Annotated in this window: 17 protein-coding genes; 5 read left to right on the plus strand and 12 right to left on the minus strand. The window is 63.1% G+C overall.

Annotated features, from left to right (window positions below; all coding sequences use genetic code 11):
* Nucleotides 1–30: 30 nt before the first annotated feature.
* From Pan44_RS04420 to Pan44_RS04460, 9 genes are all read right to left on the minus strand, one after another.
* Nucleotides 31–780: a DUF2238 domain-containing protein gene (locus tag Pan44_RS04420; protein WP_145027638.1), complete on the minus strand. Its 750-nt coding sequence runs from the start codon at nucleotides 778–780 to the stop codon at nucleotides 31–33.
* Nucleotides 781–805: 25 nt separating this feature from the next.
* The gene (locus tag Pan44_RS04425) at nucleotides 806–1,798 is read right to left on the minus strand and encodes a zinc-dependent alcohol dehydrogenase family protein (protein WP_145027640.1); all 993 of its coding nucleotides are present in this window, start codon (nucleotides 1,796–1,798) and stop codon (nucleotides 806–808) included.
* Nucleotides 1,799–2,080: 282 nt separating this feature from the next.
* Complete coding sequence (locus tag Pan44_RS04430) at nucleotides 2,081–3,520, minus strand: DUF1501 domain-containing protein (protein ID WP_145027643.1); 1,440 nt, start codon at nucleotides 3,518–3,520, stop codon at nucleotides 2,081–2,083.
* A gap of 71 nt (nucleotides 3,521–3,591) precedes the next feature.
* Nucleotides 3,592–6,186, minus strand: a complete 2,595-nt coding sequence (locus Pan44_RS04435; RefSeq protein WP_145027645.1) for a DUF1553 domain-containing protein — start codon at nucleotides 6,184–6,186, stop codon at nucleotides 3,592–3,594.
* A 271-nt stretch (nucleotides 6,187–6,457) separates the two neighbouring features.
* Nucleotides 6,458–7,642: a DUF4013 domain-containing protein gene (locus Pan44_RS04440; RefSeq protein WP_145027647.1), complete on the minus strand. Its 1,185-nt coding sequence runs from the start codon at nucleotides 7,640–7,642 to the stop codon at nucleotides 6,458–6,460.
* 67 nt (nucleotides 7,643–7,709) lie between these two features.
* Entirely contained in the window at nucleotides 7,710–9,110 is a 1,401-nt protein-coding gene (glnA, locus tag Pan44_RS04445; RefSeq protein ID WP_145027649.1) for a type I glutamate--ammonia ligase, read from the minus strand.
* Nucleotides 9,111–9,677: 567 nt separating this feature from the next.
* Nucleotides 9,678–10,925: a C45 family peptidase gene (locus Pan44_RS04450; protein ID WP_145027651.1), complete on the minus strand. Its 1,248-nt coding sequence runs from the start codon at nucleotides 10,923–10,925 to the stop codon at nucleotides 9,678–9,680.
* A 15-nt stretch (nucleotides 10,926–10,940) separates the two neighbouring features.
* A complete protein-coding gene (locus tag Pan44_RS04455) occupies nucleotides 10,941–13,466 on the minus strand; it encodes a M14 family metallopeptidase (RefSeq protein WP_197453844.1) in 2,526 nt (841 codons plus the stop codon).
* A 122-nt stretch (nucleotides 13,467–13,588) separates the two neighbouring features.
* Nucleotides 13,589–14,935, minus strand: coding sequence for a Gfo/Idh/MocA family protein (locus Pan44_RS04460; RefSeq protein WP_145027656.1), 1,347 nt, complete (start codon nucleotides 14,933–14,935; stop codon nucleotides 13,589–13,591).
* Nucleotides 14,936–15,113: 178 nt separating this feature from the next.
* Between Pan44_RS04460 and Pan44_RS04465 the strand changes: the two genes are divergently transcribed.
* From Pan44_RS04465 to Pan44_RS04475, 3 genes are all read left to right on the plus strand, one after another.
* Entirely contained in the window at nucleotides 15,114–16,331 is a 1,218-nt protein-coding gene (locus Pan44_RS04465; RefSeq protein ID WP_145027658.1) for an excinuclease ABC subunit UvrA, read from the plus strand.
* A gap of 215 nt (nucleotides 16,332–16,546) precedes the next feature.
* Nucleotides 16,547–17,773: a glucose-1-phosphate adenylyltransferase gene (gene glgC, locus Pan44_RS04470; protein WP_145027660.1), complete on the plus strand. Its 1,227-nt coding sequence runs from the start codon at nucleotides 16,547–16,549 to the stop codon at nucleotides 17,771–17,773.
* Nucleotides 17,774–17,818: 45 nt separating this feature from the next.
* A complete protein-coding gene (locus tag Pan44_RS04475; RefSeq protein ID WP_145027662.1) occupies nucleotides 17,819–18,229 on the plus strand; it encodes a GNAT family N-acetyltransferase in 411 nt (136 codons plus the stop codon).
* 41 nt (nucleotides 18,230–18,270) lie between these two features.
* Here Pan44_RS04475 and Pan44_RS04480 read toward each other — a convergent pair whose 3' ends face one another.
* Nucleotides 18,271–19,257 (minus strand): aldo/keto reductase, encoded by a 987-nt coding sequence (locus tag Pan44_RS04480; RefSeq protein ID WP_145027664.1) that lies wholly within the window; start codon nucleotides 19,255–19,257, stop codon nucleotides 18,271–18,273.
* A 148-nt stretch (nucleotides 19,258–19,405) separates the two neighbouring features.
* Between Pan44_RS04480 and Pan44_RS04485 the strand changes: the two genes are divergently transcribed.
* Nucleotides 19,406–22,114 carry an MGH1-like glycoside hydrolase domain-containing protein gene (locus tag Pan44_RS04485; protein ID WP_145027666.1) on the plus strand — a complete coding sequence of 903 codons (2,709 nt, stop codon included), beginning with the start codon at nucleotides 19,406–19,408 and terminating at the stop codon, nucleotides 22,112–22,114.
* An 18-nt stretch (nucleotides 22,115–22,132) separates the two neighbouring features.
* Here Pan44_RS04485 and Pan44_RS04490 read toward each other — a convergent pair whose 3' ends face one another.
* Nucleotides 22,133–23,167, minus strand: coding sequence for a Gfo/Idh/MocA family protein (locus Pan44_RS04490; protein WP_145027668.1), 1,035 nt, complete (start codon nucleotides 23,165–23,167; stop codon nucleotides 22,133–22,135).
* Between the two features lie 469 nt (nucleotides 23,168–23,636).
* Here Pan44_RS04490 and Pan44_RS04495 point away from each other — a divergent pair, with 469 nt between their 5' ends.
* Nucleotides 23,637–24,947 (plus strand): hypothetical protein, encoded by a 1,311-nt coding sequence (locus Pan44_RS04495; protein ID WP_145027671.1) that lies wholly within the window; start codon nucleotides 23,637–23,639, stop codon nucleotides 24,945–24,947.
* A gap of 204 nt (nucleotides 24,948–25,151) precedes the next feature.
* Here Pan44_RS04495 and Pan44_RS04500 read toward each other — a convergent pair whose 3' ends face one another.
* Entirely contained in the window at nucleotides 25,152–26,342 is a 1,191-nt protein-coding gene (locus tag Pan44_RS04500; RefSeq protein ID WP_231754224.1) for an aspartate aminotransferase family protein, read from the minus strand.
* Between the last annotated feature and the right edge of the window lie 311 nt (nucleotides 26,343–26,653).

Genomic DNA, 26,653 nt, shown 5'->3' on the forward strand with positions numbered 1-26,653 from the left:
CGATCTGAAAGAGGATGTCGTTGTCCAATTTTAGTTTTTCGGCGAAACGCGGGGAATTCCCGCCGCCGGGAGGACAGGCGGCTCGGGGAGTGGAGAGTGTCGCCGGCCCCCCATCAGGCCGATCGCTCCGATGGAAATGATTGCTCCCAGCGTCGCGAGGGCCATGTCTTTCTGCCCATCGAACGGGTCTCCCTGCTGCCCGAGAAACGACTCGGCCCAGTCGGGAGCAAAGGTCACCGCAACCAGCCATTCGATCAATTCATAGATCGCGCTCATCGCGATGACGAATTCGATCGCCAGCACGCACGACATCGTCAGCGAGAGTTTGAGATATCGCTGTTCCAGTTCCTGGATCGGCGCCGACATCAACAGGCCGAACGAGAAGTGGACGACGCGGTCGTAGTGATTGCGGGTCAGCCCGAACACTTCGCTGATCGTGTGCCCCGTCAGCCAGTACGCCCAGCGGTCGTAAGGGGTGTTGGAGTAGAGATACCGCGCGCCGATCGTGTGGAGCACGAGGAACAGGATCGTGAGCGAGTAGCTCAGCCGGCTGAGGGCGAGGCGATTGACGACATAGACCAGCAACACCAGCGAAGCGATGGTCGGGACATGCTGCATCAGCATGAACTCAACGTTCGGCGGCGCGATGCAACTTGCGGCGAAGAAAACCAGGAAGCAGGCGAACAGTTGCTTTTGGAAAGGATCACGCGGCAGAAACGTCATGTGCAGCAGCCCCAGGCGAGAATCGACTTCGAGAGGGTAAGGCCTGTCAGTCGTCACACCAAGGTTGCCGCGCTCACGCGCCTCAGTTGACCTTCACGACGATCTTCCCGATCTGTGAGTTGGATTCCATGTAGCGGTGAGCTTCCGCGATCTCGTCGAAGCGGAAGACCCTGGCGATCGTTGGCTTGAGGGCTCCCGAGGCAAGGCCGTCAAAGACGAATTGCTTCCCTTTTGCCAGGCGGTCCGGATCGGACGTGACCTCGAACAGAAGGTAGCCGCGGATCGTCAGCATCTTCGCCAGCGTCGGGAACAGGGGGAGAGGAGTCGCCTCCGTGCTGAGGGCGCCGTATTCGAACAGGATGCCGTGCGTTGCAAGGCAGGCCGTCAGCTTCTCGACCATCGGCCCGCCGACCGGGTCGAATGCAATCCGGGCTCCGTTTCCTCCCGTGATGTCCTGCACTTCTTTGACGACATCCTGCGTCTGCGTTGCGATGACATGCCGCGCGCCGTGCTTGAGGAGCGCCTCGCGCTTATCGACGGTTCGAGTCAGCGCGACCGGTGTGGCTCCGACCTGGTTGCAGATCTGAATCGCGGCGATCCCCACACTGCTCGACGCGGCGGGAATCAGCACGACGTCGTCCTTTTTCAGACCGGCGATGTCGACAAGCGCCCCGTAGGCCGTCAGGTACTGCATCCAGATCGATGTGGCTTCTTCCCACGACAGCGATGCCGGGTGCTTCGCAACCGCGGTGGCCGGGACGAGGCAGACATCGCCATAGACGCCATACTTGCCCTGGGGGAACGCCGGGATTGTGCTGACTGAGTCGCCCACCTTGAACTCACTCACCCCCGGTCCCACGGCCTCGACCGTTCCGGAGGCTTCATACCCGATCTTCGAGGGGAACTGCGGGTCTTCGAGGTACTGCCCCATGCGGAACATTGCTTCGGCCCGGTTCAGTCCCAGGGCCTTGACCGCGATTCGGACCTCCCCCTTTCCGGGAGCCGGAACGTCGACTTCGTCGATCTGCAGGACTTCGGGACCTCCAGTGCGATGAAACTGGACAACGCGGGACATCTCGAACTCCTTGGAAGTCGATGACGGGGCACGCTCGCGTTGCGAGGGGCCGATTCAGGTGGAGTGATTGTAGTCCGCGGCTGCGAAGGAAGCCGGAAATCTCGACGCGGCGGGCGGACGTGCGAACATCCGAGTCTTTCGGCCTCGCGCGGTGGTGAAGATTCCGGATCGGCGTGAAGTCGGCTCGATAATCAGGAGAAGCCGCGATCCGTGAAGTGGACCGCGGCTTCTCCGAAGATCTCGACGATCAGCGGCCGACGTGAAGCCTGCCTGAGCAATCCTCTATGCCAGGAGTTCCTGCACGATTCGTCCCGGCTGGCCGTCCGTGAGCGACTTCTGCTGGGCGTTCCGTTCGAAGGTCAGTTGCGTGTGATCGATGCCGAACTGGTGCAGCAGCGTGGCGTGATAGTCGTAGTGATTCACGACGTTGTCGACCGCCTTGTGGCCGAACTCGTCCGTCGCGCCGTGGATGTGGCCTCCTTTGAATCCGCCGCCCGCGACCCACATGCTGAAGCCATAGGTGTTGTGGTCGCGTCCAGCTTTGGCGAGGCCCTCGTCATGCTCGATGACAGGCAGCCGGCCCATCTCGCCACCCCAGTGCACCACCGTTTCGTCCAGCAGGCCGCGCTGCTTGAGATCGGCCACCAGCGCACCCGATCCCTTGTCGACCTGCAGGCACGCCTTCGGGAGCAGGCTGATGATCGAGCCATGATGGTCCCACAGCTGATTCGCCGTATAGACCTGCACGAACCGCACGCCGCGCTCGATGAGCCGGCGGGCAATCAGGCATCTCGCGCCGAAGTCGGCCGTCGTCTTGTTGGAGTCGTGCATGCCGTACATCTCCTGCGTCGCCTTCGATTCACGGGAGAGATCGAGCGCCTCGGTCGCGGCCGTCTGCATTTTCGCGGCCAGCGCGTAACTGAAGATTCGGGCCTCAAGGTCAGTCTGTCCCGGATGCCGTTTCAGGTGGTTGCGGTTCAGGGAATTGAGCAACTCGAGCGAACGCTCCTGCGCCGCCCCCGCAAGCCGGGTCGGGGGAGTCAGGTCGAGGATCCGGGGCTCTGTCGGGCGGACCACTGTTCCCTGGTACAGGGAGGGCAGGAATCCGTTCTGCCAGTTTTCGACTCCCATGACCGGCAGCTGGCCCGGGTCGATCAGGGCAACGAACGACGGAAGGTTGTCCGCCTCGCATCCCAGTCCGTACGTCAGCCAAGCACCGAGTGCAGGCCGACCTTCATCGATCCGTCCCATCTGAAGCGCGCGGATCGACTGCCCGTGATTGTTCACACCAGTCTGCATCGAGCGGATCATGCAGATGTCGTCGGCTGACTGGGCCATGTGCGGCACCAGTTCCGAGAAATCCATCCCGCTTTCGCCGTGCTTCTTAAATTTCCAGGGCGAATGCAACATCCGCGTGCTGGCTTTGGCGACGTCGTCGAACTTGAAGTCGCCTTCCACGAGCTTGCCGTCCCACTTCGCCATTTCCGGCTTCGGGTCGAACAGGTCGATATGGCTCGGTCCCCCCTGCATCCAAAGCGAGATCATCGCTTTGGCTTTCCCCTGCGTTGTGGGCGACCGGGGAACCGTGTCGAACGTCCGCACTTCCGGCTTCGCGGGCGCTGCAGCCGCGTCCCGCTGCAGCATCCACGACAGTGCCGTGGCGCCCAGCCCGAGCGAGCTGCCTGCGAGAAAATGCCGGCGGGTGTGCTGATGAAGATTCATCGGGGAAAACTCCGGTGCAGTTCTGGCGTCGGGCCTGCATCGAGCGGTCTGCAGACGGAACTCCAGCAAAGTCAGTCGACGTACAGGAACTCGTTGGAACTGAGCAGCATCTGGCAGAGAGACGTCATTGCCTCGGCCTCGGGCGTCTCGGCGATCGCCTCTCCCTTCTTCGCCGGCTGCTGGCGGAAGTGCTCCGCCTGTTCCGCAAGAAACGTCAGCGCCGTGGCCGCCTCGACGGCTTGCGGAGGGCGGGAATAGACGAGGCTCCACACATAGGACACCTGGCCGGCCGCGTCATCGGGAGACTTCCCCGCCACGCGGCTCGCCAGTGCCTTCGAGACGTCAATGACGAAGTCACTGTTCATGAGCAGCAGCGATTGAGGCGGAACCGTTGAGGCCCGCCGCACTTCACAGTTGGGAGCCATCGAAGGCCAGTCGAACGTATCCAGAACCGCCAGGGGACGACTCCGCCGGGCCTGGACATAAACGCTCCGGCGGAACTCTTCCCCCTTGAGCGGGATCACCGGGCCGGGGCGACCTGCACTCAGGTTCTCAATGCCCAGCACCCAGCGTCCTGAATTATCCGCCATCACCGGTACGGGAGCCCCAAATTCCGCCTCATTCAGGAGGCCGCTGACCAGAAGCGACGAATCGCGGATGGCTTCTGCCTCGAGCCGGCGGACAGGCGCCCGGCCAAGCAACAAGTTGTCGGGATCAGAATCTCGCAGCTTTTCCGGCGCGTCACTGGTCTGACGGTACGCCTGCGACAGCAGGATCACGCGGTGCAGCGATTTCATACTCCAGCCGCTGCTCATGAATTCATCAGCCAGCCAGTCGAGCAGTTCAGGATGGGTGGGTTTCGTACCCAGGGCGCCGAAGTCTCCGAGAGTCGAAACGATTCCGCGTCCGAAATGGTGATGCCAGACGCGATTAACGAGCACCCGCGACGTCAACGGATGCCGGCGATCAACCAGCTGTTGAGCCAGTGCCAGACGCCGGCCTGTCGTCTTCCGTGAAGGATCCTTTTCCGGGATGGGCGACATCCCGGTGTTCAGCGAAACGACCGTCAGTCCGCCGGGCTTCAGTTCCTGCTTCGGCTGATCGATGTCGCCTCGATGAAACAGGTGTGTCTTCGCTTTCGAATCGGCCGGTTCGACCAGGGCGTGCAGGAACGTCTCAGCCGGCTTCTTCTCGCGAATGGCCTTGGCTTCGTCCTGCATCTTCTTCAGAGCGTCGGCCGCCTTGCGGTCGTACAGGTACAGAGATCCCGGCGAGATGTTTAGGTTCGGGAACTTCTTGACCAGGGCCTTCTGCTCTGGAGTTCGCTCCTTGTCGGGAGCATGCGCCGCCTTGCGGGCGGCCTCACGTTCCTCTTCCGGGAACTTTTTCAGCTCCACTTCGATCGTAGCGGCGATGAACTCTTTCTGTTTTTCGAGCCGTGCGGCCTCGATAGCCTTCGCTTCCGTTTCGATTTTTGCCGCCGCTTCACGATCGGCCGTGGTGTACAGCGAGACGAGCCTCTGGGCCGGAGTCTTCCAGTTCTTCCAGTCGATGGCCGGTTCGAAGATTGCCCGGAACGCGTGGTAATCCGTGTGGGGAATGGGGTCGTAGCGATGGTCGTGGCATTGTGCGCAGCCCACCGTCATGCCCATCAGCGAAGTCGAAACGATCTTCAGCGTCTCGGCCATCACTTCGTTGCGCGCCAGGTTCGGGTTATCGACTTTGGCCGAAGTGCCGTCGGGAGCCATTCGCAGAAAACCAGTTGCTGCCAACAGCCTTGCGTCCTCGGGCGTGAGGTCCGTCAACGGTGAGGTGATCAGTTCGTCGCCCGCCAGCTGTTCGGTAATGAACTGGTCGAACGGCAAATCCTTGTTGAACGCTTCGATGACGTAGTCGCGGTAGTGCCACGCGTGCGGCCGCTGTACGTCTTCCGGACCATAGCCATCGCTGTCGGCGTAACCCGCGACATCCAGCCAGTGACGCCCCCAGCGCTCGCCATACCGGGGACTCGCCAGAAGACGTTCGACGAGCCGCTCATAGGCGTCGGTCGACGTGTCGGCGAGAAACTCCTGGACCTGTTCGGGCGTCGGCGTGACGCCCCACAGGTCCAGCGTCAGCCGGCGGATCAACGTCCTTCGGGAGGCCTCATCGGCCAGCGTGAATCCCTCCTTCTCGAGCTTCTCGAGGAGGAAGCGGTCGACCGGCGTCTGAACGCGGGCGACATCGTTCACCTTCGGAAGCGACGGCCGGACGATCGGCTGGAAGGACCAGTGGTTGCGTTCTTCCTCGGTGATGAGAGGGCCCGTGAGAACTTCCGGCTCTGGCCGGGCGGTCTTTGCGCCGCTGTCGATCCACTGGATCAGCGTCTGTTGTTGCTGTTCGGTCAGCGTGCCCTTGTTCTCGGGCGGCATTTCTCCGCTGACGATCCGCTGGTAGAGGGAACTTGCCTTGTGATCCCCGGCGACCAGGGCCGGTCCCGAGTCTCCGCCTTTCAGCATCGTTCGGACGAGTCTCAGGTCCAGATTCGATTCCGGATTCGCCTCTTCACCGTGGCAGTGGAAGCAATGCTGTTTCAGGATCGGCCGGACGTCCCGTTCGAACAGGACTTCATCTGCGCAGCATTCGCTACACAGCAATGCGACAATCAGGCCTAGACTCGCGCGCATTTTCACCAATCCCGCAAGGTCTCCAGCGCGTCGGCGGGGGCTGCTTCCCGAAAACGCATCAACCGGAGTTTATCTCATTCGTCGACCGAAGTGTGCATGGAACGCACTCTTCATCACGGGCCTGTCTCAAGAGCGACCATTCTGTCAGGAATGCGACACCGTCGCGTGATGCCGATTGCGGTCAGATCGCTCCACTCGTTCTATCCGTTGCAGACGGATCAGGCTTTTTCATCGGTGAACCATTCCTGCTGAGCGCCGAGATCAGATTCGTCTATCCCGGCCAGGGAAGCAGGAATGCGTGGTGCTCGAACAACGCCTGCTTGCCGTGCTCGTCGATGAACTGCGTGAAGAAGAGCAGGAACACGTACAGGCCCAGAAGCGGCAGCAGCAGCGTCCGGCACGCCAGCCGGACGAGGAGATGCGCTCGTTGCCCTTCGGCCTGTTTTCTGACCGCCCTGCGATAGGCCCATCCCGTCAGAATCCGTGTCGGAAGAATGCTGGCGATGAAGATCAGGGTCACAAACCAGATCGCGTCATCGGGTGGCAGGGCGACTTTGAAGAGGTACAGCGGCAGGGACAGGACATAGAGCACGATGCAGACGCACAGCCACGCCAGCGGCGCATGACGCCAGAGTTCTCGCACGGATTTCAGCTGGAACCCTGTTCTCATCCGCTGTTCGGCGGCAAACCGTGCCTGGAGGAAAGGAATCCATCCAAAGACCCAGACCAGCAGCAGTCCGCCGGCGATCGTCGTGAGGCCTGGGCCGGGCTCGAGTCTTCTGAGGGCTGCGAGCAGGGCGCTCGGAACGAAGAGCCAGGCGAAGGCGACGATAAACCCGCGCACGCCCAGCCACCAATGCCGGCCGAAGCGGAGTGGTTCCAGGAACTCGTTGACGAGTTCGCCAGCGCGGCTCCAGTACGAACCGGAGCGAAGCTGTTTCCACAGCCAGCGGGCGTTCCTGATCGGGCGGACGAAACAGCCCGGGCTTCCGCCGCGCGCGAGAGCCAGGCACAGGTGCAGTGAAATCGCTGCCCACAGGATCGTCTGAAGATTGAGCAGACGTCGATGATGTTCGCCTCCGGGTGCGATCAGCTGCGCATCGGCCACTGCCCCGGCGACGAAACGGAGCGGCAACGTCCAGAGCCACAGGCCCAGCGCCATCGAGCCGAGTCGCGGGGCGATCTCGAGCAGGGGGACGCCATCGCGGATTCGGCCGCCGCGGGCGACGCGACCTTCGGCCGCCAGCAGGTAGCCGAGGGCGGCGAAGTTCAGGAGTGGAATCGCGGCCAGGACGGCGAGCAGCACGATCACGCTGGCGAGCCCGAACCCGTCGCGCACGACGCGCCCGGTCCACCAGAGCGAACGCTTCCACCAGGCCGGGAGTGGGCTCGCGGCCTCCGGCTTGCCGGTCGCGGATTCGGCAACATCGATCTCGCCGTCGAGTACGAATGACATCGAGTTCGCCGGCCCCTTCAGCGGGCCGCCTGTCGGGCCGCGACATCCTGCGAGGTGAGGGGAGTCCTCACACGTCGTAGTACATCGCAAATTCCCACGGATGGGGCCGTTCACGAAGGGCCTGGGCCTCGTGGGTCTGCTTGTACCAGATCCAGGTATCGATCACGTCCTCGGTGAATACGTCGCCCCGCAGCAGAAACGCGTGGTCATTCCGGAGCGCCGTGAGCGATTCTTCGAGCGTCGCCGGAACTTTCGGGAAGCTTTCCATTTCGTCCGGCGCGAGGTCGTAGATGTCCTTGTCGAGCGGCGGGCCGGGGTCGATGCGGTGCTGGATGCCGTCCAGCATGGCCATCAACAGGGCGGACGTCGCCAGGTACGGGTTGCAGGACGAATCCGGGCACCGGAACTCGAACCGCTTCGTCGCCGGGCTCGAACTGTGGACAGGAATGCGAATCGCGGCCGAACGATTGCGGAAGCTGTAGGTCAAATTGATCGGCGATTCGAAGCCCGGGATGAGGCGCTTGTAGCTGTTGGTCGTCGGGCAGCAGAACGCAAACAGGGCGGGGGAGTGCTTGAGGATACCGCCGATGGCGAACATCGCCATTTCGGTCAGGCCGCCATAGCCGCTTCCGTGGAACAGGTTCTGCGATTCCTTCCATAGCGACACATGCATGTGGCAGCCCGATCCGCTGTCGTTCCAGATCGGCTTGGGCATGAAGGTCGCTGTCTTGCCGTGGCGGGCGGCCATGTTCTTGATGACGTACTTCGACCGCAGGATGTGGTCGGCCGTCTGCAGCAGCGGTGCGAATTTCAGGTCGATTTCACACTGTCCGCCGCTCGCCATTTCGTGGTGCTGAGCCTCGACCTCCACTCCGCATTCCTGCAGCTTGAGCATGATCTCCGTGCGGAGATTCTGCAGGGTGTCGCCCGGGGGCATGGGAAAATATCCCTCGCGGCGGCGGATGTGATACCCGGTCGACCCTTTTCCGCGGTTCCATTCCCCTTCGACGCTGTCGAGGTGGTAGAACGCCTCGTGCTCGTTCTGGTCGAACCGCACGCTGTCGAACACAAAGAACTCGGTTTCGACGCCGAACTGGGCGGCGTCGGCGAACCCGGTCGACTTCATGTAGATCTCGGCCTTGCGGGCCACGTTCCGCGGGTCTTTCGCGTACGCTTCGCGCGTGATCGGATCCTGAATGTTGCAGGTGATCGCGAGCGTCGACTGCATGAACGGATCGACGTAGGCGGTTTCGGCCTGCGGCACGACGAGCATGTCGCTTTCGTTGATGGCCTGCCATCCGCGGAGCGACGAGCCGTCAATGCTGAATCCCTCTTCGAAGCTCTTTTCCGTCAGCGCCTTGACGGGAATCGTGAAGTGCTTGTGCGTGCCGGGAAAATCCATGAACCGGAGGTCGACAGCACGGATTTCATCGCGGCGGCAAAGAGCCAGGACTTCTTTAGGCGTCATGAAGCGCAACAGGTGGAGGGAGCAGTCGGACGATGGAGCGGCATCGTAGCAGTCTGTGGTACGGGACGCCGCTCCTGAACGTCAATGCACCGTCCCCCTGGCACGTTCGCCGACGGTCGATCGGACTTTCCGTTTCTGACCGGCGGACGATGGCTTGAGGCAAGAAGTCCGGTGGCAGGGGGTGGTCTGTCCTTCTCGCCCTTCCTCCCCGGTTCCGGGAAATGATAGCGGCGGAGTCCTCCGGGCAGCTCCCGGCCTTGCGGGACGCTCTGGCATGCAGCCTCGGGGGTTACGCCGGAGGCTGGAAGCCCTTGTCGCTGAAGAAGAACCGACCGAACGGGCCTGATGGACCTCTCGACAGGCCGCGTCGTCGGGCAGCGTGGCTCGGTCAGGAGATCCGGGGCACGCAGATTCCCGGTCTACGGCTGTGGTGCGTGACGGATTGGATGCGATCGTGTTCATGTTCCCTCCACCCTGCGTGAGTGGTTGCGCGTGCCTTCCGCGCGGGAACCTGAAATGGCGATTCCACCGTTGTCCAGGGATCCGGACGTCGGATTATTCCGCGAATCACTGAGTCCGGGCGGGGACGGCCGCGGGGGCCGGCTGCGCCTGCAGCAGTCCTTTGACGTTGGCCAGGACCTGCTCCGAGGCCGAAGTGTGGAGCGCCTGCATCGACTGCGGGTCGACCCCCGATTCCCGCCAGGTCGAGAGCTTGGCAGCCGTCCGCTCGACGAGTTCGTCTTCGAGCGGCCAGAGGGTCCGCCAGACCTGCTCGAGGCCGCGGGTGCGCACGCCGTCGGGTTCCTTGGTGTAGAACCGGGCCCGGAGTTCGTTGACGGCCAGGCAGATCGGGGATCCTTCCTTGCCAGAGAGTTCTTCGGCGACGCTGCCAGTGGCGACCCAGCAGGGGACCGCGGCCGAGAATTTCGGGTCGCCGAGACCGACCCACATCGTCGTCAGCAGCGGGTTCTCGCCGGCTTTGACACCATGAAACACGGCCCAGGAGACGGTGCTCGTCCGGCTGATGGTGTTCGTCGTGGGGATGAATTCGGGGAGTTCGCCTGGAGCACCGTTCACCGTGCCGGCATAGGGGACTCCGTCGGCGCTGGCCAGATCCCGTGCACACGCCCGCAGCAGCAGCTTCACATCGACCTTGCCCGCTTCAGGAATGAGGATGGCCGCTGCGCGCTTGTAACGCTCGGCCGAGTAGAGCGCGCCGAGTTTCTCAGTGGGGGGCGGAGAGGGAATGCCCTGGCCGGTGCAGGAGAAGTTCGAGCGGACGATGATGCCTTCGGGGGCGACCTTCGGATCGTTGGCGTCGTACTTCACATACTTGTCAAAAGCGCACTCGAAGAGGGCGGCGCCTCCCTGAGCATCAATGACACCGAAGGCTCCGCTGGTCGTCCGGCCGGAGGCGTTCGTCTTCTCGAGGAACTGCTGGACCTCATCAACCGTGGCACAGTTCTGCAGCGCCCGGAGCATGAACTCGCCGTTGCCCGGGCCCTTGATTCCCTTGGGGCCGATCAGGTCTTTGCACATCGAATTCTCGATGCACAGGCCTGCTGAATTCACACCCATCCAGATCGACCGTTTTCCCCCTGCGTTGACCTGGGCCGTGACGGCGTACTTGCCGCTGGTGATGAAGGCGACCTCGTTCTTCGTGGTGTTGATGTCGCGGTTCTTCCACAGGATCGGCCGGCCGTCGGCTGTCGCGCGGCCGCTGATGACGGCCGTCGTACAGGCCTGCACCGGGCCGGATGGAAGGACAAGGAACGCGCTCAGGACAGTCAGCCAGATCCGGAATCGGGACGTCATGATCTCAAACCCGCATTAGTGATTCGTCGGCGTCTCGAGTGCTCGCGTCGCCGAGGGTGAAAGGAGGATGGCGCGGAAAAGCAGGTGGAAGGTCGCCTGCGACCAGCCACGATAGTGCGGGCGGAAACCGAACAGGTGAATCTGTCCCTGCTCCATGGGAATGTGCACCCAGGCGCTCGATCCCTCGAGGGCTTTCGGGTGACTGATGTAGCCTGAGAGCAGAAGCTGGGTCGGAGCATATTCGAGCAGCGTCGACACAGTCGCTTCGATCCTGTTCGCTGCATCGCGTTCAGACTTTGACATCACATTCCAGCCGACGGAGCCGGAGAAGAACAGGGCGACATCGTCCGGGAGGCCGGCCGTCCAGGGATGCGGCTTCACGACGCCTCTCAGCACGCTGCCTGGACAGGAGAAATCTCTCGCGCCCGGCTCCTTGAGCACGTTCTTCAGCGGGAGCTGAAAGAGTTCGATCGCCCAGTGGCATGAACCGTCGAACGCGACGAGCGTTCCCCCTTTGCGGACGAACTCCTTGACGGCCAGCGAACCTTCCGGAGCGAGCCCTTCCGCGAGCGGAGCGGCGATCGATCCCTGCTTTCGGCCATGATCCAACTCGGTGGCGGAGACGTCGGGAATGATCAGGACGTCGATCTGCTCGCCGACATGTCCAGCGCGAAGCATCTCGTTACGGACGGTGACGAAGGGAATGCGGAAGTGGTCGAGCACCCACCGCAGCCAGCCTTCGTCCATGCTGCTCGACCAGGGAGCGTACACGCCGATCCGTGGCAGCCTCCTGATGGGACGGGCGCCGGTCTTGAGTTCGGAGGAGCCTGGCAGAAGCGAGCCTTCGTTCGCTCCATAGGCATACTGGAAGGTCTGTCCCTGCTGCAGGCCCTGGACGAGTTTCACCCACGTGTCACTGTCCGAGAGTGAAAGCGCCCCGCGGCCATTCGGCGTCGATGGACCGTGGAACGACTTCATCGCGTCCGTGGCCCGTGTCGCCAGCTGCGTCGCAACCTGGAAGTCGTTGGCCACGGCCACGCGGCGGACTCCCATCAGCAGGGGCAGCGTCCAGCCGGACACGTCGTATGGTTTCGTGCCGGACGGAAAGACCTGCAGCTCGAAGAGGTCTTTGACATAGTTGCCGTAGGGTTGGTCGCGCCAGATGACGATCGTTCCAGGGGGATACTCGATTCCATCGGCCTTGAATGGTGAACTCGAAACGCCGACTTCGACTCCCGCGAGCATCAGCGAATCGAGCAGTCGGCGTGTGGCTCCCAGGTCGCGGTTGTCGGATGGAATCAGCCACGCCCGCGGGCCTCCCTTCTTCCCCGCGGCAATGCTCCGCTCCGCAGCCTCCATCGCGTTCTTCCGCCAGAACTCCGGCTCGCGGTTGATGCTTCCCATGAGCGAACGCGCGAACGCCAGCTCGTAGGCATGGATGTCCTTCAGCCGCCACCAGCCGCCTGGCCACGGGTTCACGAACTGGTTGGATGGCTGGTAAGGCGCACCTTCAACCGGCGCTTTCAGCGAGGAGGGTTCCTGAAAGATCGGTGAGCCGAGCCGGGCCGACGCGGCTTCCGTGAGGATTCCAATGATGTTGTGCCGGCAGGGGACGCTGCGGTTTCCGCCGTTCCACCAGGCGTCGTACGACACACCGGTGGCGACGCCGGCAAGGCCTTCCCGGTTGAGATCCATTGCGGCGCGTGTGCCGATCAGGTTCGTCGCGGCGACGATGCCCGGATCGATGTTCGGGTTCAGTGGATCACGATAGGGAGGGACGAAGAATCGCTCTTTCGAATTTCCCTGCTGGTGCACGTCCCAGAGGATCTGCGGGAACCATTCCTGATAGAGGAGCTTCGTCAGGATCCGGGACTCGTTCTGCGTCAGCATGAACCAGTCGCGGTTGTTGTCGTGGCCGGTGTAATACTGGTAGAGCTTCGTCATGCCCGAGCCTTCGAAGGGCGTATAGGCATTCTCGCGATACCAGCTGACGACGTGGTCGACGCCATCGGGGTTGAGCGAGGGGGTGATGACGATCACCGCGTTTTCCCGGGCGGATTTGAAGGGCTCTTCGTTTGATGTGGCGAGTTGCCAGGCAAGATGCATGGCCATTTCGGTCGCGGCGACCTCGGTGGAGTGCATCGTCGGGGTGATGAAGAGCGTGACCTTCCCCTCATCGATGGCGTTTTTTTTCTCGGCCGCCGTGCGACCGCGGGGATCGGCAATGGCCTTGTTGGCCGCCTTGATCTGCGGAAGCCGCGCCAGGTTCTCTTCGCTGGAGATGATCGCAATCAGGAAGTCGCGACCTTCGGTAGTCTTTCCCGGGCTCTCGACGATGACCCGGGGGGACTGCTCATCCAGCTTGCGGTAGTAGCCGCTGACCATCGTCCAGTCGGCGAGCTGAAAATCAGTTCCGATGGGGCGACCGAGGAACTCTTCGGGCGACAGCGGTCGGGCAGTCGCTACAGGTTCGTCCGAATAGGACGCGGTTCCCGCAAGCAGCCCAGACAGGAAGAACAGCGTGGCGATGGAACAGCGCATGAGGTGGGGGAGGTGGGGCGGTCGGCGATCCATGTGCCTTGGCGCGACACAAGGAACGGGAAGGATGTTCGATTTCGAAAGGCGTTGAACAGTGGCTGGACTGCTCGCCGCTGCGTTCGAGGCTACAGCGACCAGCCTTCGCGCGGTTTGCGGCTCACGAATTGTTCCGCTTCGGGGGCGTTGCGCACCCGTCCGTTCACGTGGTCCCATTCCAGCTTTTTGCCGGCGCGGTAGGCCACGTTGCCGAGGTGGTTGGTGATGGTGAGCAGTCCGGCGTAGCTGAACGGGCTGCTGGTGGGCGTGCCGTTCTTGCAGGCGAGCACCCATTCCTCGTGCTGGCCGGGTGAATCGGGGATCGTCGGCTTCGGCGGCTGAAAGTCCTTGAACTTTTCGGTGGGGAGGAGGGTGTGTGTGCCGTAGTCGCAGAGGAGCATTCCGTTGTCGCCGATGAAGAGCATCCCTGAGCCCTTGGAGGGGATGCCGCCGTCCAGAAGGATCTGCGGTTTGTGCGTTCCCTGGTACCAGTGCATGGTGCAGGCGGGCATGTCGCCGCGGGCGGGGAACTCGTAGCGCACGGACATGGAGGCCGGCGCGAGATCGACGTGCGGCGGCGGGCCGAAGGCCTCGATCGTCGTGGGGGCTTCCAGGTTCAAAGCCCAGAACGGGAGGTCATTGAAGTGGCTTCCGAGGTCGGACATGGTGCCGCTGCCGAAATCCCACCAGCGATACCATTTCGGGCCTGGCAGGTAGACATCGGAGTAGGGACGCATCGGCGCGGGGCCGATCCAGAGATCCCAGTCGATCTCGGGCGGCGGAGTGACCTGGGCGGTCGGGGGTTCGGTGACGTAGACGATGTCCTTATTCACTTTCGCGTCTTCTTCCGACTGCAGGCCCCACGCCCGGCCGACCCAGACATGCGCCTCGCGCACTGGGCCGATGGCGCCGGCCTGGACGAGTTCCACGATCCGCCGATAGTTGGAGGAGGCGTGAATCTGCGTCCCCATCTGAGTCGGGACACCCGCCTCTTTCGCGGCCTGCATGATCCGTCGCGCTTCGCCGATGTTGTGGGTCAGCGGTTTTTCGCAATAGACCGGCTTTTTGAGCTGCAGGGCTGGCAGGGTGGCGAAGGCGTGCGTGTGTTCGGTGGTGCTGACGACGACCGCGTCGATGTTCTTGAGGTCGTCGTAGAGACGGCGGAAGTCGGAGAAGGTTTTCGCGCCGGGGTGCTGCTGCGCGGCGGCTCCGAGGGAGGAGTTGTTGACGTCGCAAAGGGCGACGACGTTGACGCCGACGAGCGTCTGTTTCGTCACCGATCGCAGATTCGCTCCGCCGCGTCCTCCCACACCGATGAACGCCACATCAAGCCGGTCGTTGGCTGCAAACGAGGGACGGTGCATTGCGGCGCCGGCCGCGATCGCGGCTCCGGTCTTGAGAGCATCCCGCCGCGACATTCCCCGTTGAGCGTTCATCAGCTGCTCCGGTCAATTGAACATGGTCGTTCCAGCGGGAGCCACCATATCAGGAGCGAAGGCCGATGCCACCGCAGGCGGTGGGTGCAAGTCGCTCAAGCCGGCTGTTGCTGTCTCCCGGGCGGTTGCCGAACGGGCTTCGGGCGTCAACAATTCGGTTCCCCCGAGCACGGAACGCATGTCCAGATCGTTTGAAGAACTCACGCCCCAGAATTTCTCGTTCAACAGTCCGCTTGGCTGGTGTCCTGCGTGTCAGGGTCTGGGGACGGAGCAGGGGACGAATCTCGCGGCCCTGATTCCGAATCCCGAACGTTCGCTGCTTGAAGGGGCGGTCCTCGCCTGGCCGGATCCGCAGACGAACCCGCTGTTCCGCACGATTCTCGAAACGCTGTCGCGCGAGTTCGGAATCCCGCTGGATGTTCCGTATCGCCAGCTCGATCCACGGCATCAGCGGGTCGTTCTGTATGGCAGCGGCGAACGATGGCTCGACACGCAACCTGCACCTGCCGGCGGCAACGGCGAACCGGAGTCGGATGAACTCGCCGCCCCCGTGAAAGGCAAAAAGTCGAAGGCCAAACCGGCTTCGGCCCCGGGTAGCTTCAAGTTCCAGTACAAGGGGCTGTACCCGGCTATTGAAGAAGCGACCCGCGTGTCGTTCGAGTATCGCGCGGCGCTGAGCGACCTCGTTGGCGAAACGACGTGCTCCATGTGCCAGGGGACGCGCATTCGCGATGACGCCGCGGCCGTGAAGCTGCGCGGGAAGACGCTGCCGCAGGTGACGCAGCTTTCCCTTCGCGAGGCGCTTGCGTTCTTTGAAGAGATGTCGCTGAAGGCTGAAGAGAAGAAGGTTGCCGGCGATCTCCTGAACGAAGTGATCCACCGGCTGAAGTTCCTGGTGGAGGTGGGGCTGGATTACCTGACGCTCGACCGGCCGATGCCGTCGCTGTCGGGGGGAGAGTCACAGCGGATCCGTCTGGCGGGGCAGATTGGACGGGCGCTGACGGGCGTGCTGTACGTGCTCGATGAGCCGACGATCGGGCTGCACCCGCGGGACAACCACCGGCTGATCGGCGCGCTGCATCGCCTGCGGGACCTGGGGAATACGGTCGTACTCGTCGAGCACGACAAGGAGGTTCTCGAAGCGGCCGACCACCTGTACGACTTCGGTCCTGGAAGCGGCCGGTTCGGGGGGCAGGTGGTGGGGCAAGGGACGCCGCGGGAGTTCGAGTCGGGAAAGGTCGAAGGATCTCTGACGGGCGACTACCTGTCGTCGAAGAAGGTGATTCCGATTCCAAAGACGCGCCGGATGGAACGTCGGGGTGAGGAAGCTCCGAAGGCCGGTGCGACGCTGGAGACTTCGCCTGCGAAGAAGCCTCGGAAGAAGAAGAAGGCCTAGCGAGCCGGGTGGCTGCGTGTTTCCGGCGTTCGCTCTGGTGAAGATGAGCCGTACTTCATTCGGACGGTCTGTCTCGACACGGAGCAGCAAAATCCTCGCGGTCAAGCCGCTGCATCACGGAACAGGCCCTCTACAATACGGGCCACCCCAGCGGTCAGGGCGAATTTCCCTCCATCGTTGACCCACCTTTCTCCAGTGGCCATTTTATTTCTGTCATGCGCACTGTTCTCGGATTGATCCTTGCCGGCGGTAAAGGTTCTCGTCTGGAGCCCCTCACGGTTGATCGGGCGAAACCTGCCGTCCCGTTCGGCGGCATCTACCGCATCATCGACTTCACGCTCTCGAACTGCATTAACAGCGGGCTGCGGAAGATTCTCGTCCTGACGCAGTACAAGGCGGCCAGCCTCGACCGTCACATCAATCGCGCCTGGCGTTTTCTCTGCCGCGAGCTGGGAGAGTTCATCGATATCCTTCCGCCGCAGCAGCGTCTGGGGGAATTGTGGTACCGCGGGACGGCCGACGCCGTGTACCAGAACATCTACACGATCGAGCAGTCGATGCCGGAGGACATCCTGATCCTCTCCGGCGACCACGTCTACAAGATGGATTACTCGCTCCTTCTCGAAGAGCACCGACGCACCAACGCGGACTGCACGCTCGCCTGCATTCCCGTGCCGCTGGCCGAAGGCCGGCATTTCGGAGTGATGGGGATCGACAACGAAGAGTGGGTGCAGCGGTTCGATGAGAAGCCGGAGAATCCCTTCTGCATTCCGGGTGATCCGGATCGATGCCTGGCGTCGATGGGGGTGTATGTCTTCAAGGCGCGGACGCTTTTCGAAGAACTCTGCCGCGCGGCGACGGTGCAGTCGAGCAATCACGACTTCGGCAAAGACCTGATCCCGGACATGATTCGCACTCACAAGGTGCGGGCTTACCAGTTCCGCGACGCGAAGACGGGCGACACGGCTTACTGGCGGGACGTCGGAACTCTCGATGCCTTCTACGAGGCCAACATGGACCTCGTTTCCGTGAATCCGCAACTGAATCTTTACGACAACGACTGGCCGATCCGGGGCTGGCATCCGCCGCTGCCGCCTCCGAAGTTCGTGTTCGCGCAGGAGCACGCGGAACGTCCGCGAATCGGCACGGCTCTGGACAGCATGGTCTGCCCGGGCAGCGTGATCTCCGGCGGGCGTGTCCAGGGCTCGATTGTCTCGTGCAACGTCCGCGTCAACAGCTGGTCGACAGTCGAAGACTCGATCCTCTTCGAAGGGGTGCAGATCGGGCGGCATGCCAGGATTCGCAAGGCAATCATCGACAAAGGAGTCATCATCCCGGAAGGGATGCAGGTGGGTTACAACCGCGAAGAAGACCTCGCGCATGGCTTCGTCGTCGCTGACAGCGGCGTCACCGTCATCGGCATGGAAGCGGAACTGGGGTAGTCTTCCGGAGCGAACTTCCGAGATCACCCCGGTGTCAGGCTGCCGATGAACGACGAACCTGTCTACGCCCTCGAACCGGGCCTGTCCGCCGTCGAGTTCGTTGATGTTCTCCAGCGTTCCACTCTCGCAGAGCGCCGGCCGATTGATGATCTCCCGCGCATGGATCAGATGCTGCGTCAGGCCCAGGTCATCGTGACCGCGCGGATTGAAGGTCGGCTCGTCGGCATCTCCCGGGCATTGAGCGACTTCTGCTATGCGACCTACCTGGCCGACCTGGCGGTCGACCGGGAGTGCCAGGGGCGCGGGATCGGAAAGCGGCTGATCGAGGAAACGCATCGGGCTGCGGGCAAGCAGACGATGATCATCCTCATCGCGGCCCCCGGTGCACGGACGTACTACCCGCACGTCGGCCTGGAGCCCCACGACTCGTGCTGGATCGTCCACCGAGACGGCTGAATCGCGTTTCCCTGTTCGAAATCTTCAGCCCGGGCGGTCCGTCAGTCGTAGATCGGGCAGAACGTGTTGAAGGCCGCTTCGGCGAACTCTCCGGGATCGTTGAACCGCCGATTCTCGTTCAATGCACCGATCGCGGACATCTCCTCCGCCGTGAGCTCGAAGTCGCCCACCGACAGGTTCTCCAAGAGCCGCTCGGGGCGGGAGGTCATCGGCACGACGGCCGTGCCGCGCTGGACTCCCCAGCGCAGCAGGACCTGGGCCGGGCTTCGGCCGGTTCGTTTCGCGGCGGCCTGAACCGCGGGGCGCGTGAAGAGCGAGTCTTCGGGCTTCGCCATTCCGATTGACACGTAGGATGCGGGCCCGAATGGCGAGAACGCCGTCACGCCGATGCCTTCTTCGCGGCAGAACCGCAGCAGTTTCTCCTGCGTCAGGGAGGGGTGCATTTCCACCTGCAGCATCGCGGGGCGGATGGTGGCGACATTCAGCAGGTCGCGGAGCAGCGAAGTGTTGAAGTTGCAGATGCCGATGTTCCGCACCAGTCCCGCGCGCACGAGGTCTTCCATCGCGTGCCACGTTTCCGAGATCGACACGCGGGCAAACTCCATCCGGGGTTTCTCCGCCTGCGGATCGAACAGCCATTCCGGAGGATAGCGCTCTTCGAACGGCACATACCTGAGTGCAATCGGGAAGTGGATGAGGTAGAGATCGAGATAATCGACTCCGAGGTCGCGCAGCGTGCGTTCGCAGGCGGGGCGGACGTGCTCCCGCGCGTGGTAGGTGTTCCAGAGCTTGGAGGTGATCCACAGGTCGTCGCGTTTCACCTTTCCGGCGGCGATCGACCGGCGGATTCCCTCTCCCACTGCGGTTTCGTTCCCGTAGTCGCAGGCCGAGTCGAGGTGTCGGTAGCCGACGTCGATGGCGTGTTCGACACGATCGGCGGCGTGGGCGAGCGGAAGTTTCCAGAGTCCGAGCCCGACGGCAGGGACTTCGATTCTTCCGGCGGCTGACAGCAACGGCGGGAGCGACATGCGTGAAGAGTCCTGGGGCACTCGTCGAAAACAGGCATCAATGAAATCGAGTGCAGGCTAAGGGCTTCCCTCCTAGGAGGCGACCGTCAGCAGTTACAGTGGTGGCCGACACGAAGCGTTCTGAACGAGTTTCTGCACTGGTGGATGAATGACTGCTGAGGATCTCAGGCTTTCCGCGTCCAACGACCGGACGGCGAACTGGAAGCGCTGGGGACCGTATCTCTCCGAACGTCAATGGGGAACGGTCCGCGAGGATTACTCGAAGTACGGAGACAGCTGGGGGTACTTTCCGCACGATCATGCCCGCAGCCGCGCGTATCGCTGGGGCGAGGACGGCCTGCTGGGGATTACCGACCGCGAATGCCGGCTGTGCTTTGCGCTGGCCCTGTGGAACGGCAAGGACAGCATCCTGAAGGAGCGGTTGTTCGGCCTGACGAACGGAGAGGGAAACCACGGCGAGGACGTGAAGGAGTGCTACTACTACCTCGATTCCTCGCCGACGCACTCGTATCTCAAAGCGCTCTACAAGTATCCGCAGGCCGAGTTTCCCTATGCACGGCTCGTGAGCGAGAACGGATCGCGGAGCCGGTACGACCGCGAGTTCGAGCTGGAAGACACGGGGATCTTCGCCGAGAGCCGGTACTTTGATGTGCAGGCCGAGTATGCGAAAGGGGCGCCGGACGACATCCTGATCCGGATCACGGTGTCGAACCGGGGGCCGGAGGCGGCGACGGTCCATGTGCTGCCGACGCTGTGGTTCCGTAATACGTGGTCGTGGGGTTGCGAGCATGAAGGGTGTGAGCTCAAGCCGAAGCTGGAACGGACCGCGAAGGACCAGGTGGGGGCGTGGCACGCGTCGCTTGGCCAGTTCGACTGGGTGATCGGGCCAGCGTCGGATGGGACGAAGCCGATCATCGTGTTCACGGAGAACGAAACGAATTACGAGCGCGTGAACGGGACGTCGTCGCGGACTCCGTTCGTGAAGGATGGATTTCACGATTTCGTGATTCACGAGAAGTCGGCGGCGATGCATCCGGAGAATGGAACGAAGGCCGCCGCGCGGTTCGTTCTCAAAATCCCCGCCGGAGGCGAGACCGTTCTCAAGCTGCGACTGATCGAGCGCGTGCGTGAGGCAGACGCGTTGCTGCCGCTGAAGGTCGAGCCGCTCGATTCCGGGACGCTGTTCGGAGAGGCGTTCGATCGGGTGTTCGCCGAACGGATCCGGGAGACGGACGAATACTACGCGTCGCATCTGCCGTCGGGGCTGACCACGGAGCAGCGAGCGATCGCGCGACAGGCGTATGCGGGCCTGTTGTGGAGCAAGCAGTTCTACCATTACTCGATCCGCGACTGGCTCGACGGCGATCCGGAGGAACCGACGCCACCGGTCGAGCGGAAGAAGGGCAGAAATTCGCAGTGGCCCCACCTGTTCAATCGGGACGTGATCTCGATGCCGGACAAGTGGGAGTACCCGTGGTACGCGGCGTGGGACCTGGCGTTTCACATGATTCCGTTCGTGAACGTCGATTCCGACTTCGCGAAGGAGCAGCTGATCCTGCTGCTGCGCGAATGGTACATGCATCCCAACGGGCAGATCCCGGCGTACGAGTTTTCGTTCGACGACGTCAATCCGCCGGTGCATGCGTGGGCGGCGTGGCGTGTGTACAAGATGTCCGGCGCGCGCGGGCAGCGCGACGTGATGTTCCTGAAGCGGGTGTTTCACAAGCTGCTGATCAACTTCACGTGGTGGGTGAACCGGAAGGACGTGTCGGGAAAGCACCTGTTCGCGGGGGGCTTCCTGGGGCTCGACAACATCGGAGTGTTCGATCGGTCGCAGGCCCTGCCGACGGGGGGATACCTGGAGCAGGCCGACGGCACGGCCTGGATGGCGTTCTACTGCGTCACGATGCTGTCGATGGCGCTCGAGATTGCGCGGACCGATTCGACCTATGAAGACGTCGCCTCGAAGTTCCTGGAACACTTCGTGGAGATCGTCGACGCGATGCACTCGGTGGGCGGCGTGGGGCTGTGGGACCACGAGGACGGCTTCTATTACGACGTTCTCAAGACCGACGGTTACACGACGCCGCTGCGGACGCGTTCGATCGTGGGAATCATCCCGCTGTTCGCGGTCGAAGTGCTCGAACAGGAGACGATCGACCGCCTCCCCGGGTTCAAGCGGCGGATGGAGTGGTTCCTGAATCATCGGAAGGACCTTGCGGGGCACGTCACGTACTGCCGCTCGGATGCCGACGACCCCGACGATCCTGAACGGGAGGATCATCGCCTGCTGGCGATTCCGTCGCGGGAGCGGCTGGAACGGGTGCTCAAGTACGTTCTGGACGAGAACGAGTTCCTGTCGCCGTACGGCGTCCGCGCGCTGTCGCGGGTCCACAAGGATCATCCCTACGTGTTCAACCTGGGAGACCGGCAGCTCCGCGTGTCGTATGTCTCGGGGGAATCGACCTCCAACCTGTTCGGAGGGAATTCGAACTGGCGCGGGCCGGTGTGGTTCCCGGTGAACTTCCTCCTGATCGAGGCCCTGGAACGGTATCACCACTTCTACGGGGACGAGCTGAAGGTGGAGTTCCCGACCGGGGCGGGAACGATGATGAACCTGAAGGAGATCTCGCGGGAACTGGCCGCCCGGCTGACGAAGCTGTTTCTGCCTGGTGCTGACGGGGCCCGGCCGTGCCATGGCGGGAACGCGAAGTACGTGGACGATCCGTACTGGAAGGACCTGGTGCTGTTCTACGAATACTTCGACGGGGACGACGGGCGCGGACTGGGCGCGAGCCATCAGACGGGCTGGACCGCCCTGGTCACGAAGCTGATGGAGGACCTGCAGAAGTCGTAGCGCCTCGCGGATGCGGTGCTATTCGAATTTCACGGGCTGTCCCAGTTCGACCGACTTCTGGGCGGCCTGGCACATTGCGACGGACCAGCGCCCTTCTCCGGCCGGGCAGGCGAGCGATCCCTGCCCGCGGACGGCGCGGGCGAACATGGCGATCTGCTCCTCGAGTTCGAAGAGTTCGCCCGACGAGCGTTCGATGGGGATCGTTTTCACTTCGTCGCCGTTGAACGCGCGGAGCGAGAACGTCGCCTGGCGGGTGCGGTCCATCGCACCGCTCCAGGAGGCCCAGAGTGCGCCCTTGCGGCCGGTGACCTTGACCGTCTGATGATGCTCGAAGGCGCTGAGGGTCTGCGAGACGACAGCGTAGGCCCCTCCTCGGAATTTCAGGATGGCGCTGAAGTTGTCCTGCAATTCGGGATGATCAGGCTGCCGGGAGTTGGCCGTCGCGTAGACGGACACCGGGTCTCCGCTGGAGGAGAGATACCAGCGGGCGAGGTCGAAGAAGTGGATCGGTTCTTCGAGGATCCAGTTGCCGACCCGGGAGATGTCGTAACGCCAGCCGTCGGCTCCGGTGCGGTAGGGCTTGCGCGAGAGCTCGACAAGGGCATACAGCGGATCGCCGATGTAGCCGTCGTCGATCATCGATTTCACAAGTCCCCACAGGGACGACAACCGCAGTTCGTGGCCGATGGCGAGGAGGCGGTTGTTCTTCTGTGCGACGTCGATGAGGCGGTCACAATCCTCGACCGTGGTGGCCATCGGTTTTTCGAGGAGCACGTGCCGGCCGGATTCGAGGGCGGCGGAGGCGATTTCGCAGTGCAGGAAGCTGGGGACGACGATGTCGATGGCATCGAGGTCGTCGCGCGCCAGCAGTTCGCGGTAGTCGGTGCAGGCGGCGACGTCGGGGTAGGTTTCGCGAGCGGCCTGCGCCGAATCCTCGGAGCGGGCGGCGATGGCGACGAGCTTCGCGCCGGGAGTTCTGGCGATGGAGTCGGCATGGTGCCGGCCCCAGGCGCCGAATCCGATGAGACCGAAACGAACTGGCTTGTCACTCATTGTCGTTGAAGCTCGGTGAGTCGCGAAAAAAGGTCACGGTCGGTGGGGCGGAACGCAGGCGGAATCTGGCGCCGGGTTTCATCCGGCCGTCGATGATACCGCTGATTGGCGTTGTGCACCCCATGGAGAGAGAGAGAGCAAGGAGGGCACTGTGACGGGTCGGGATTTCTTCTGGCCCATTCCCTCCCTCCCCCGCAGGGGAGGACGGTGGGAACGGACCGGGACTGGTCGTACCGGGGGCCGGTCGGGGCGGATGCGGCCGTGTGCGAGATCGGGCGTGCTTATTCTCATGTTCCCATCCGTGAGACCCTGAGTGGTTGCGCGAAAAACTGTCTGGGCGCCGTCATGACGACTTGCCGGGAGATCGGACGGTTTTCTTGCTGGCGTTTACGGGCGCGGCGTCGTTTGGCGAGAATGATGGCTGGAGGGCTTGGGCTGCAATCAGGCGGGATTGGGGTGGCGGATGCGAATGGTCGGGCTTCGCTGGATGGTGCTGCTCGGCCTGTGGGCCGGGGTTGTGACGTGGTATTGGCTGGCTGCCGTGCCGCTGCCGCCGACAAGTTCTGTTGCGCACGCGGGAGACCTGGCGGTCTTCCCACAGCGGCCCAGTCGCCATGTCATACTTTACCACTTTCGCTCAATGGCCCCGGGGGGCGGGAGAGCGACGGGGCCGCTGGAATTCTGGGATGCCAAAGAGGGACGCGTCACCGGCCAGTTGCTGTCGCGCGATGATCAGATCATCGGGAACCAGTCCTCCTGGGGCGCGGCGGAGGGTTATGTCCTCATTCGCCGGGATGGGCAACTGGTCCTGATCGAACTGGAGTCCGGGCAGGAACTGGGAACGTTTGAGGATGTGCCGAAGGCGGAGTCCTACTTCGTCCACGAGCATCGGAAGGAACTGGTGGTCAATGCTGATCTCAGCGTGTCCTGCTTTCGGTTCGACCGGGCAAAGCCGAAGTGGATCATGCGGGATGCCAGTGTGGAAGGCCTGGTCGACGGAGACATTCAGAGTGTGGCGAGGTGGAAAATCTCGCGGTCTGGAAAGGGACGGTCGCGGTCCGGCTGCAGTCTGATTCATCTCGAGACCGGAGAACTGGACCAGCGATTCGAGGCGGTGGGAAATGTGTGGTCGGCGACGTTGTCGCCGGACGGCAAGCTGGCGCTGGTGCGACTCAAAGTGGGACTAGCGAACCACGCCGTTTACGACGTGGCGGCCGGGAAGGTCCTCTGGAAGCCGACGGTCGCGATTGATGAGTCGTTGAAGTTCGCTCCAGACGGGCGGGAAGTCGTGATCTGGCAGTCAACGAGCCTGGGACCGGTCGACGTTCGCCGGCTTCGGGCGGAAGATGGACAAGCGATTCCCGGCGAACCGTCGGCCGAACTGCTCGCGACGCTGCCTGCCGGGGCTGGGAAGTACCTGATCCGGGATGCGGCGGACCTTTCAGGGACGCGGATTCAGAAGTGGAAGGATTCTCTGAACCAGTTCTGGATGAAGGTCGGGCTCCACGGCCTGGTCATGGGATACGGAAAGGAGATTCGCCTGGTCGATGCGGGGACGGGCAGGGATCTGGGGCGGCTTCCCCGGGATTCCAGGTTCCATTTCACCGACAACCAAAGCACCCTGATCACATTAACGCCGACGCACCTTCAGACTTATGTGCTGCCGCCACGGCGTGATTACGGATGGCTTGCGGAGTGGATCGTCGGGCCGCCGATGGTGCTGTTCCTGACCGGGCAGTGGTGGCGGGTGCGGCGACGGGGTGGGGCGTTGGCCTTGTGATTTGTGTTGGGGGCGGGCTCCGGGCTTGCACGGCTCGGAGAGGCGTCGCACGCGGGCTGTCCGAGTACCGATGGGGGCGGCCGGTCGGGAGACGCGTGCCACAACGGTGTCGCCCAAACGCGAAGCACCCCGGCTGCTTTGGAGCAGCCGGGGTGCGGGGCTTACGTTTGCAGGGCCCACAGAGCCGTGCAACGGGGGGACGTATTACATCGCTTTCAGGACTTCGGCGATCACGTCGCAGCCCTCATCAACCTGTTCGGCGGTGACGTTCAGTGGCGGGAGGAGGCGGACGACGGTGTCGTGCGTGGCGTTGATGAGGAGGCCGCGTTCCATGCAGGCCCCGACGGCGGGGGTTGCGGCGGTGGCGAGTTCGACGCCGATCATCATGCCGCAGACGCGCACGTCGGTGATCAGCGGGAGTGTCTTCTTGAGGTTGGTGAAGTATTTCTCGAACCGGGCCGACATTTCGCGGACGTTCTCGAGCAGTCCGTCTTCTTCGATCGTCTGGACGGTGGCCACGCCGGCCGCCATGGCCAGCGGGTTGCCGCCGAAGGTGGACGCGTGCATTCCGGGTCGGAGGCTGGGGGCGACTTCGTCTGTCGAGATGATGGCCCCGCAGGCGACGCCGCCGGCCAGGCCCTTGGCGAGGGTCATGATGTCCGGCTGGACGTCGAAATGCTGGTAGCCGAACCAGGTGCCGAGGCGGCCCATTCCGGTCTGCACTTCGTCGAAGATGAGGAGCATCTTCTTTTCGTCGCAGAGGTCGCGGAGGCCCTGGAGGAACTCGGGCGTTGCGATGTTGACGCCGCCTTCGCCCTGGACGGGCTCCAGAAGGATCGCGCAGGTTTCGTCGTCGATGAGTTTCTTCGCGGCTTCGAGGTCGTTGTAAGGGGCGTAGATGAAGCCGGGGAGGAGGGGCTGGATGCCTTCGTGGTACTTGGGCTGGGCGGTGGCGGTGACGGCGGCGAAGGTGCGGCCGTGGAAGCCGTTGAGGAACGTCAGCACCTTGTAGCGGCCGTCGTTCGCGTGCATGCGGGCGAGCTTGATGGCGCCTTCATTGGCCTCGGCGCCGCTGTTACAGAAGAAGGCCTTTCCGAATCCGCGGGTGCAGAGGGCTTCCGCGAAGTCTCCCTGTGGCTCGGTGAACCAGGTGTTGGGGATGTGGATCAGGTGCTCGGCCTGGTCCTGGATCGCCCGCACGAGGCGCGGAGGGGCGTAGCCGAGGATGTTGCAGCCCCAGCCGGGGAAGAAGTCGAGGTAGCGGTTTCCCTCGGCGTCCCAGACGTAGCTCCCTTCGCCGTGGACGAGGCTGATGGGATAGCGCCGGTAGTTGGGGATCACGTACCGGTTGAACTGTTCAATGGTTTCGTGACTGCTGCGGGTGGCGGCGTTCAACGGCGGTGCTCGGTCGGCGAGGGAAGAGAAACAACGACAGGGGCAGCGAAAGTATACGAAAAACGGGGACCGTGCGTAGACACGCGGGGCTCCACGGAGTTCGCCGGGTTCCGAAACGCCTGGGGGGCGGCGGATCGCTGTTCCGAACGGCCCTTCCGGCAGGTTTCTCCCGGTCCGATCACAACGTTTGGGAACCGGCCGTGCCTTTCTCGACCCGGTCCGGCCCATTGCCTATGCTTCCATGGCCCCAAAAACCGCGCCAGCGCCGCCGGCCACGCGCCGGCTGGCCCTAAGTGTTTCGTTTATCGATA

It is taken from the genome of Caulifigura coniformis, assembly GCF_007745175.1.
GTDB classification, from domain to species: Bacteria; Planctomycetota; Planctomycetia; order Planctomycetales; family Planctomycetaceae; genus Caulifigura; species Caulifigura coniformis.

Coding starts and splice junctions, on each gene's coding strand:
- glnA (WP_145027649.1), bottom strand. CDS start 9,110: ATGACGCCTAAAGAAGTCCTGGCTCTTTGCCGCCGCGATGAAATCCGT.
- Pan44_RS04440 (WP_145027647.1), bottom strand. CDS start 7,642: ATGTCATTCGTACTCGACGGCGAGATCGATGTTGCCGAATCCGCGACC.
- Pan44_RS04430 (WP_145027643.1), bottom strand. CDS start 3,520: ATGAATCTTCATCAGCACACCCGCCGGCATTTTCTCGCAGGCAGCTCG.
- Pan44_RS04450 (WP_145027651.1), bottom strand. CDS start 10,925: ATGACGTCCCGATTCCGGATCTGGCTGACTGTCCTGAGCGCGTTCCTT.
- Pan44_RS04475 (WP_145027662.1), top strand. CDS start 17,819: ATGAACGACGAACCTGTCTACGCCCTCGAACCGGGCCTGTCCGCCGTC.
- Pan44_RS04495 (WP_145027671.1), top strand. CDS start 23,637: ATGGTCGGGCTTCGCTGGATGGTGCTGCTCGGCCTGTGGGCCGGGGTT.
- Pan44_RS04480 (WP_145027664.1), bottom strand. CDS start 19,257: ATGTCGCTCCCGCCGTTGCTGTCAGCCGCCGGAAGAATCGAAGTCCCT.
- Pan44_RS04485 (WP_145027666.1), top strand. CDS start 19,406: ATGACTGCTGAGGATCTCAGGCTTTCCGCGTCCAACGACCGGACGGCG.
- glgC (WP_145027660.1), top strand. CDS start 16,547: ATGCGCACTGTTCTCGGATTGATCCTTGCCGGCGGTAAAGGTTCTCGT.
- Pan44_RS04490 (WP_145027668.1), bottom strand. CDS start 23,167: ATGAGTGACAAGCCAGTTCGTTTCGGTCTCATCGGATTCGGCGCCTGG.
- Pan44_RS04435 (WP_145027645.1), bottom strand. CDS start 6,186: ATGCGCGCGAGTCTAGGCCTGATTGTCGCATTGCTGTGTAGCGAATGC.
- Pan44_RS04425 (WP_145027640.1), bottom strand. CDS start 1,798: ATGTCCCGCGTTGTCCAGTTTCATCGCACTGGAGGTCCCGAAGTCCTG.
- Pan44_RS04460 (WP_145027656.1), bottom strand. CDS start 14,935: ATGAACGCTCAACGGGGAATGTCGCGGCGGGATGCTCTCAAGACCGGA.
- Pan44_RS04465 (WP_145027658.1), top strand. CDS start 15,114: ATGTCCAGATCGTTTGAAGAACTCACGCCCCAGAATTTCTCGTTCAAC.
- Pan44_RS04455 (WP_197453844.1), bottom strand. CDS start 13,466: ATGCGCTGTTCCATCGCCACGCTGTTCTTCCTGTCTGGGCTGCTTGCG.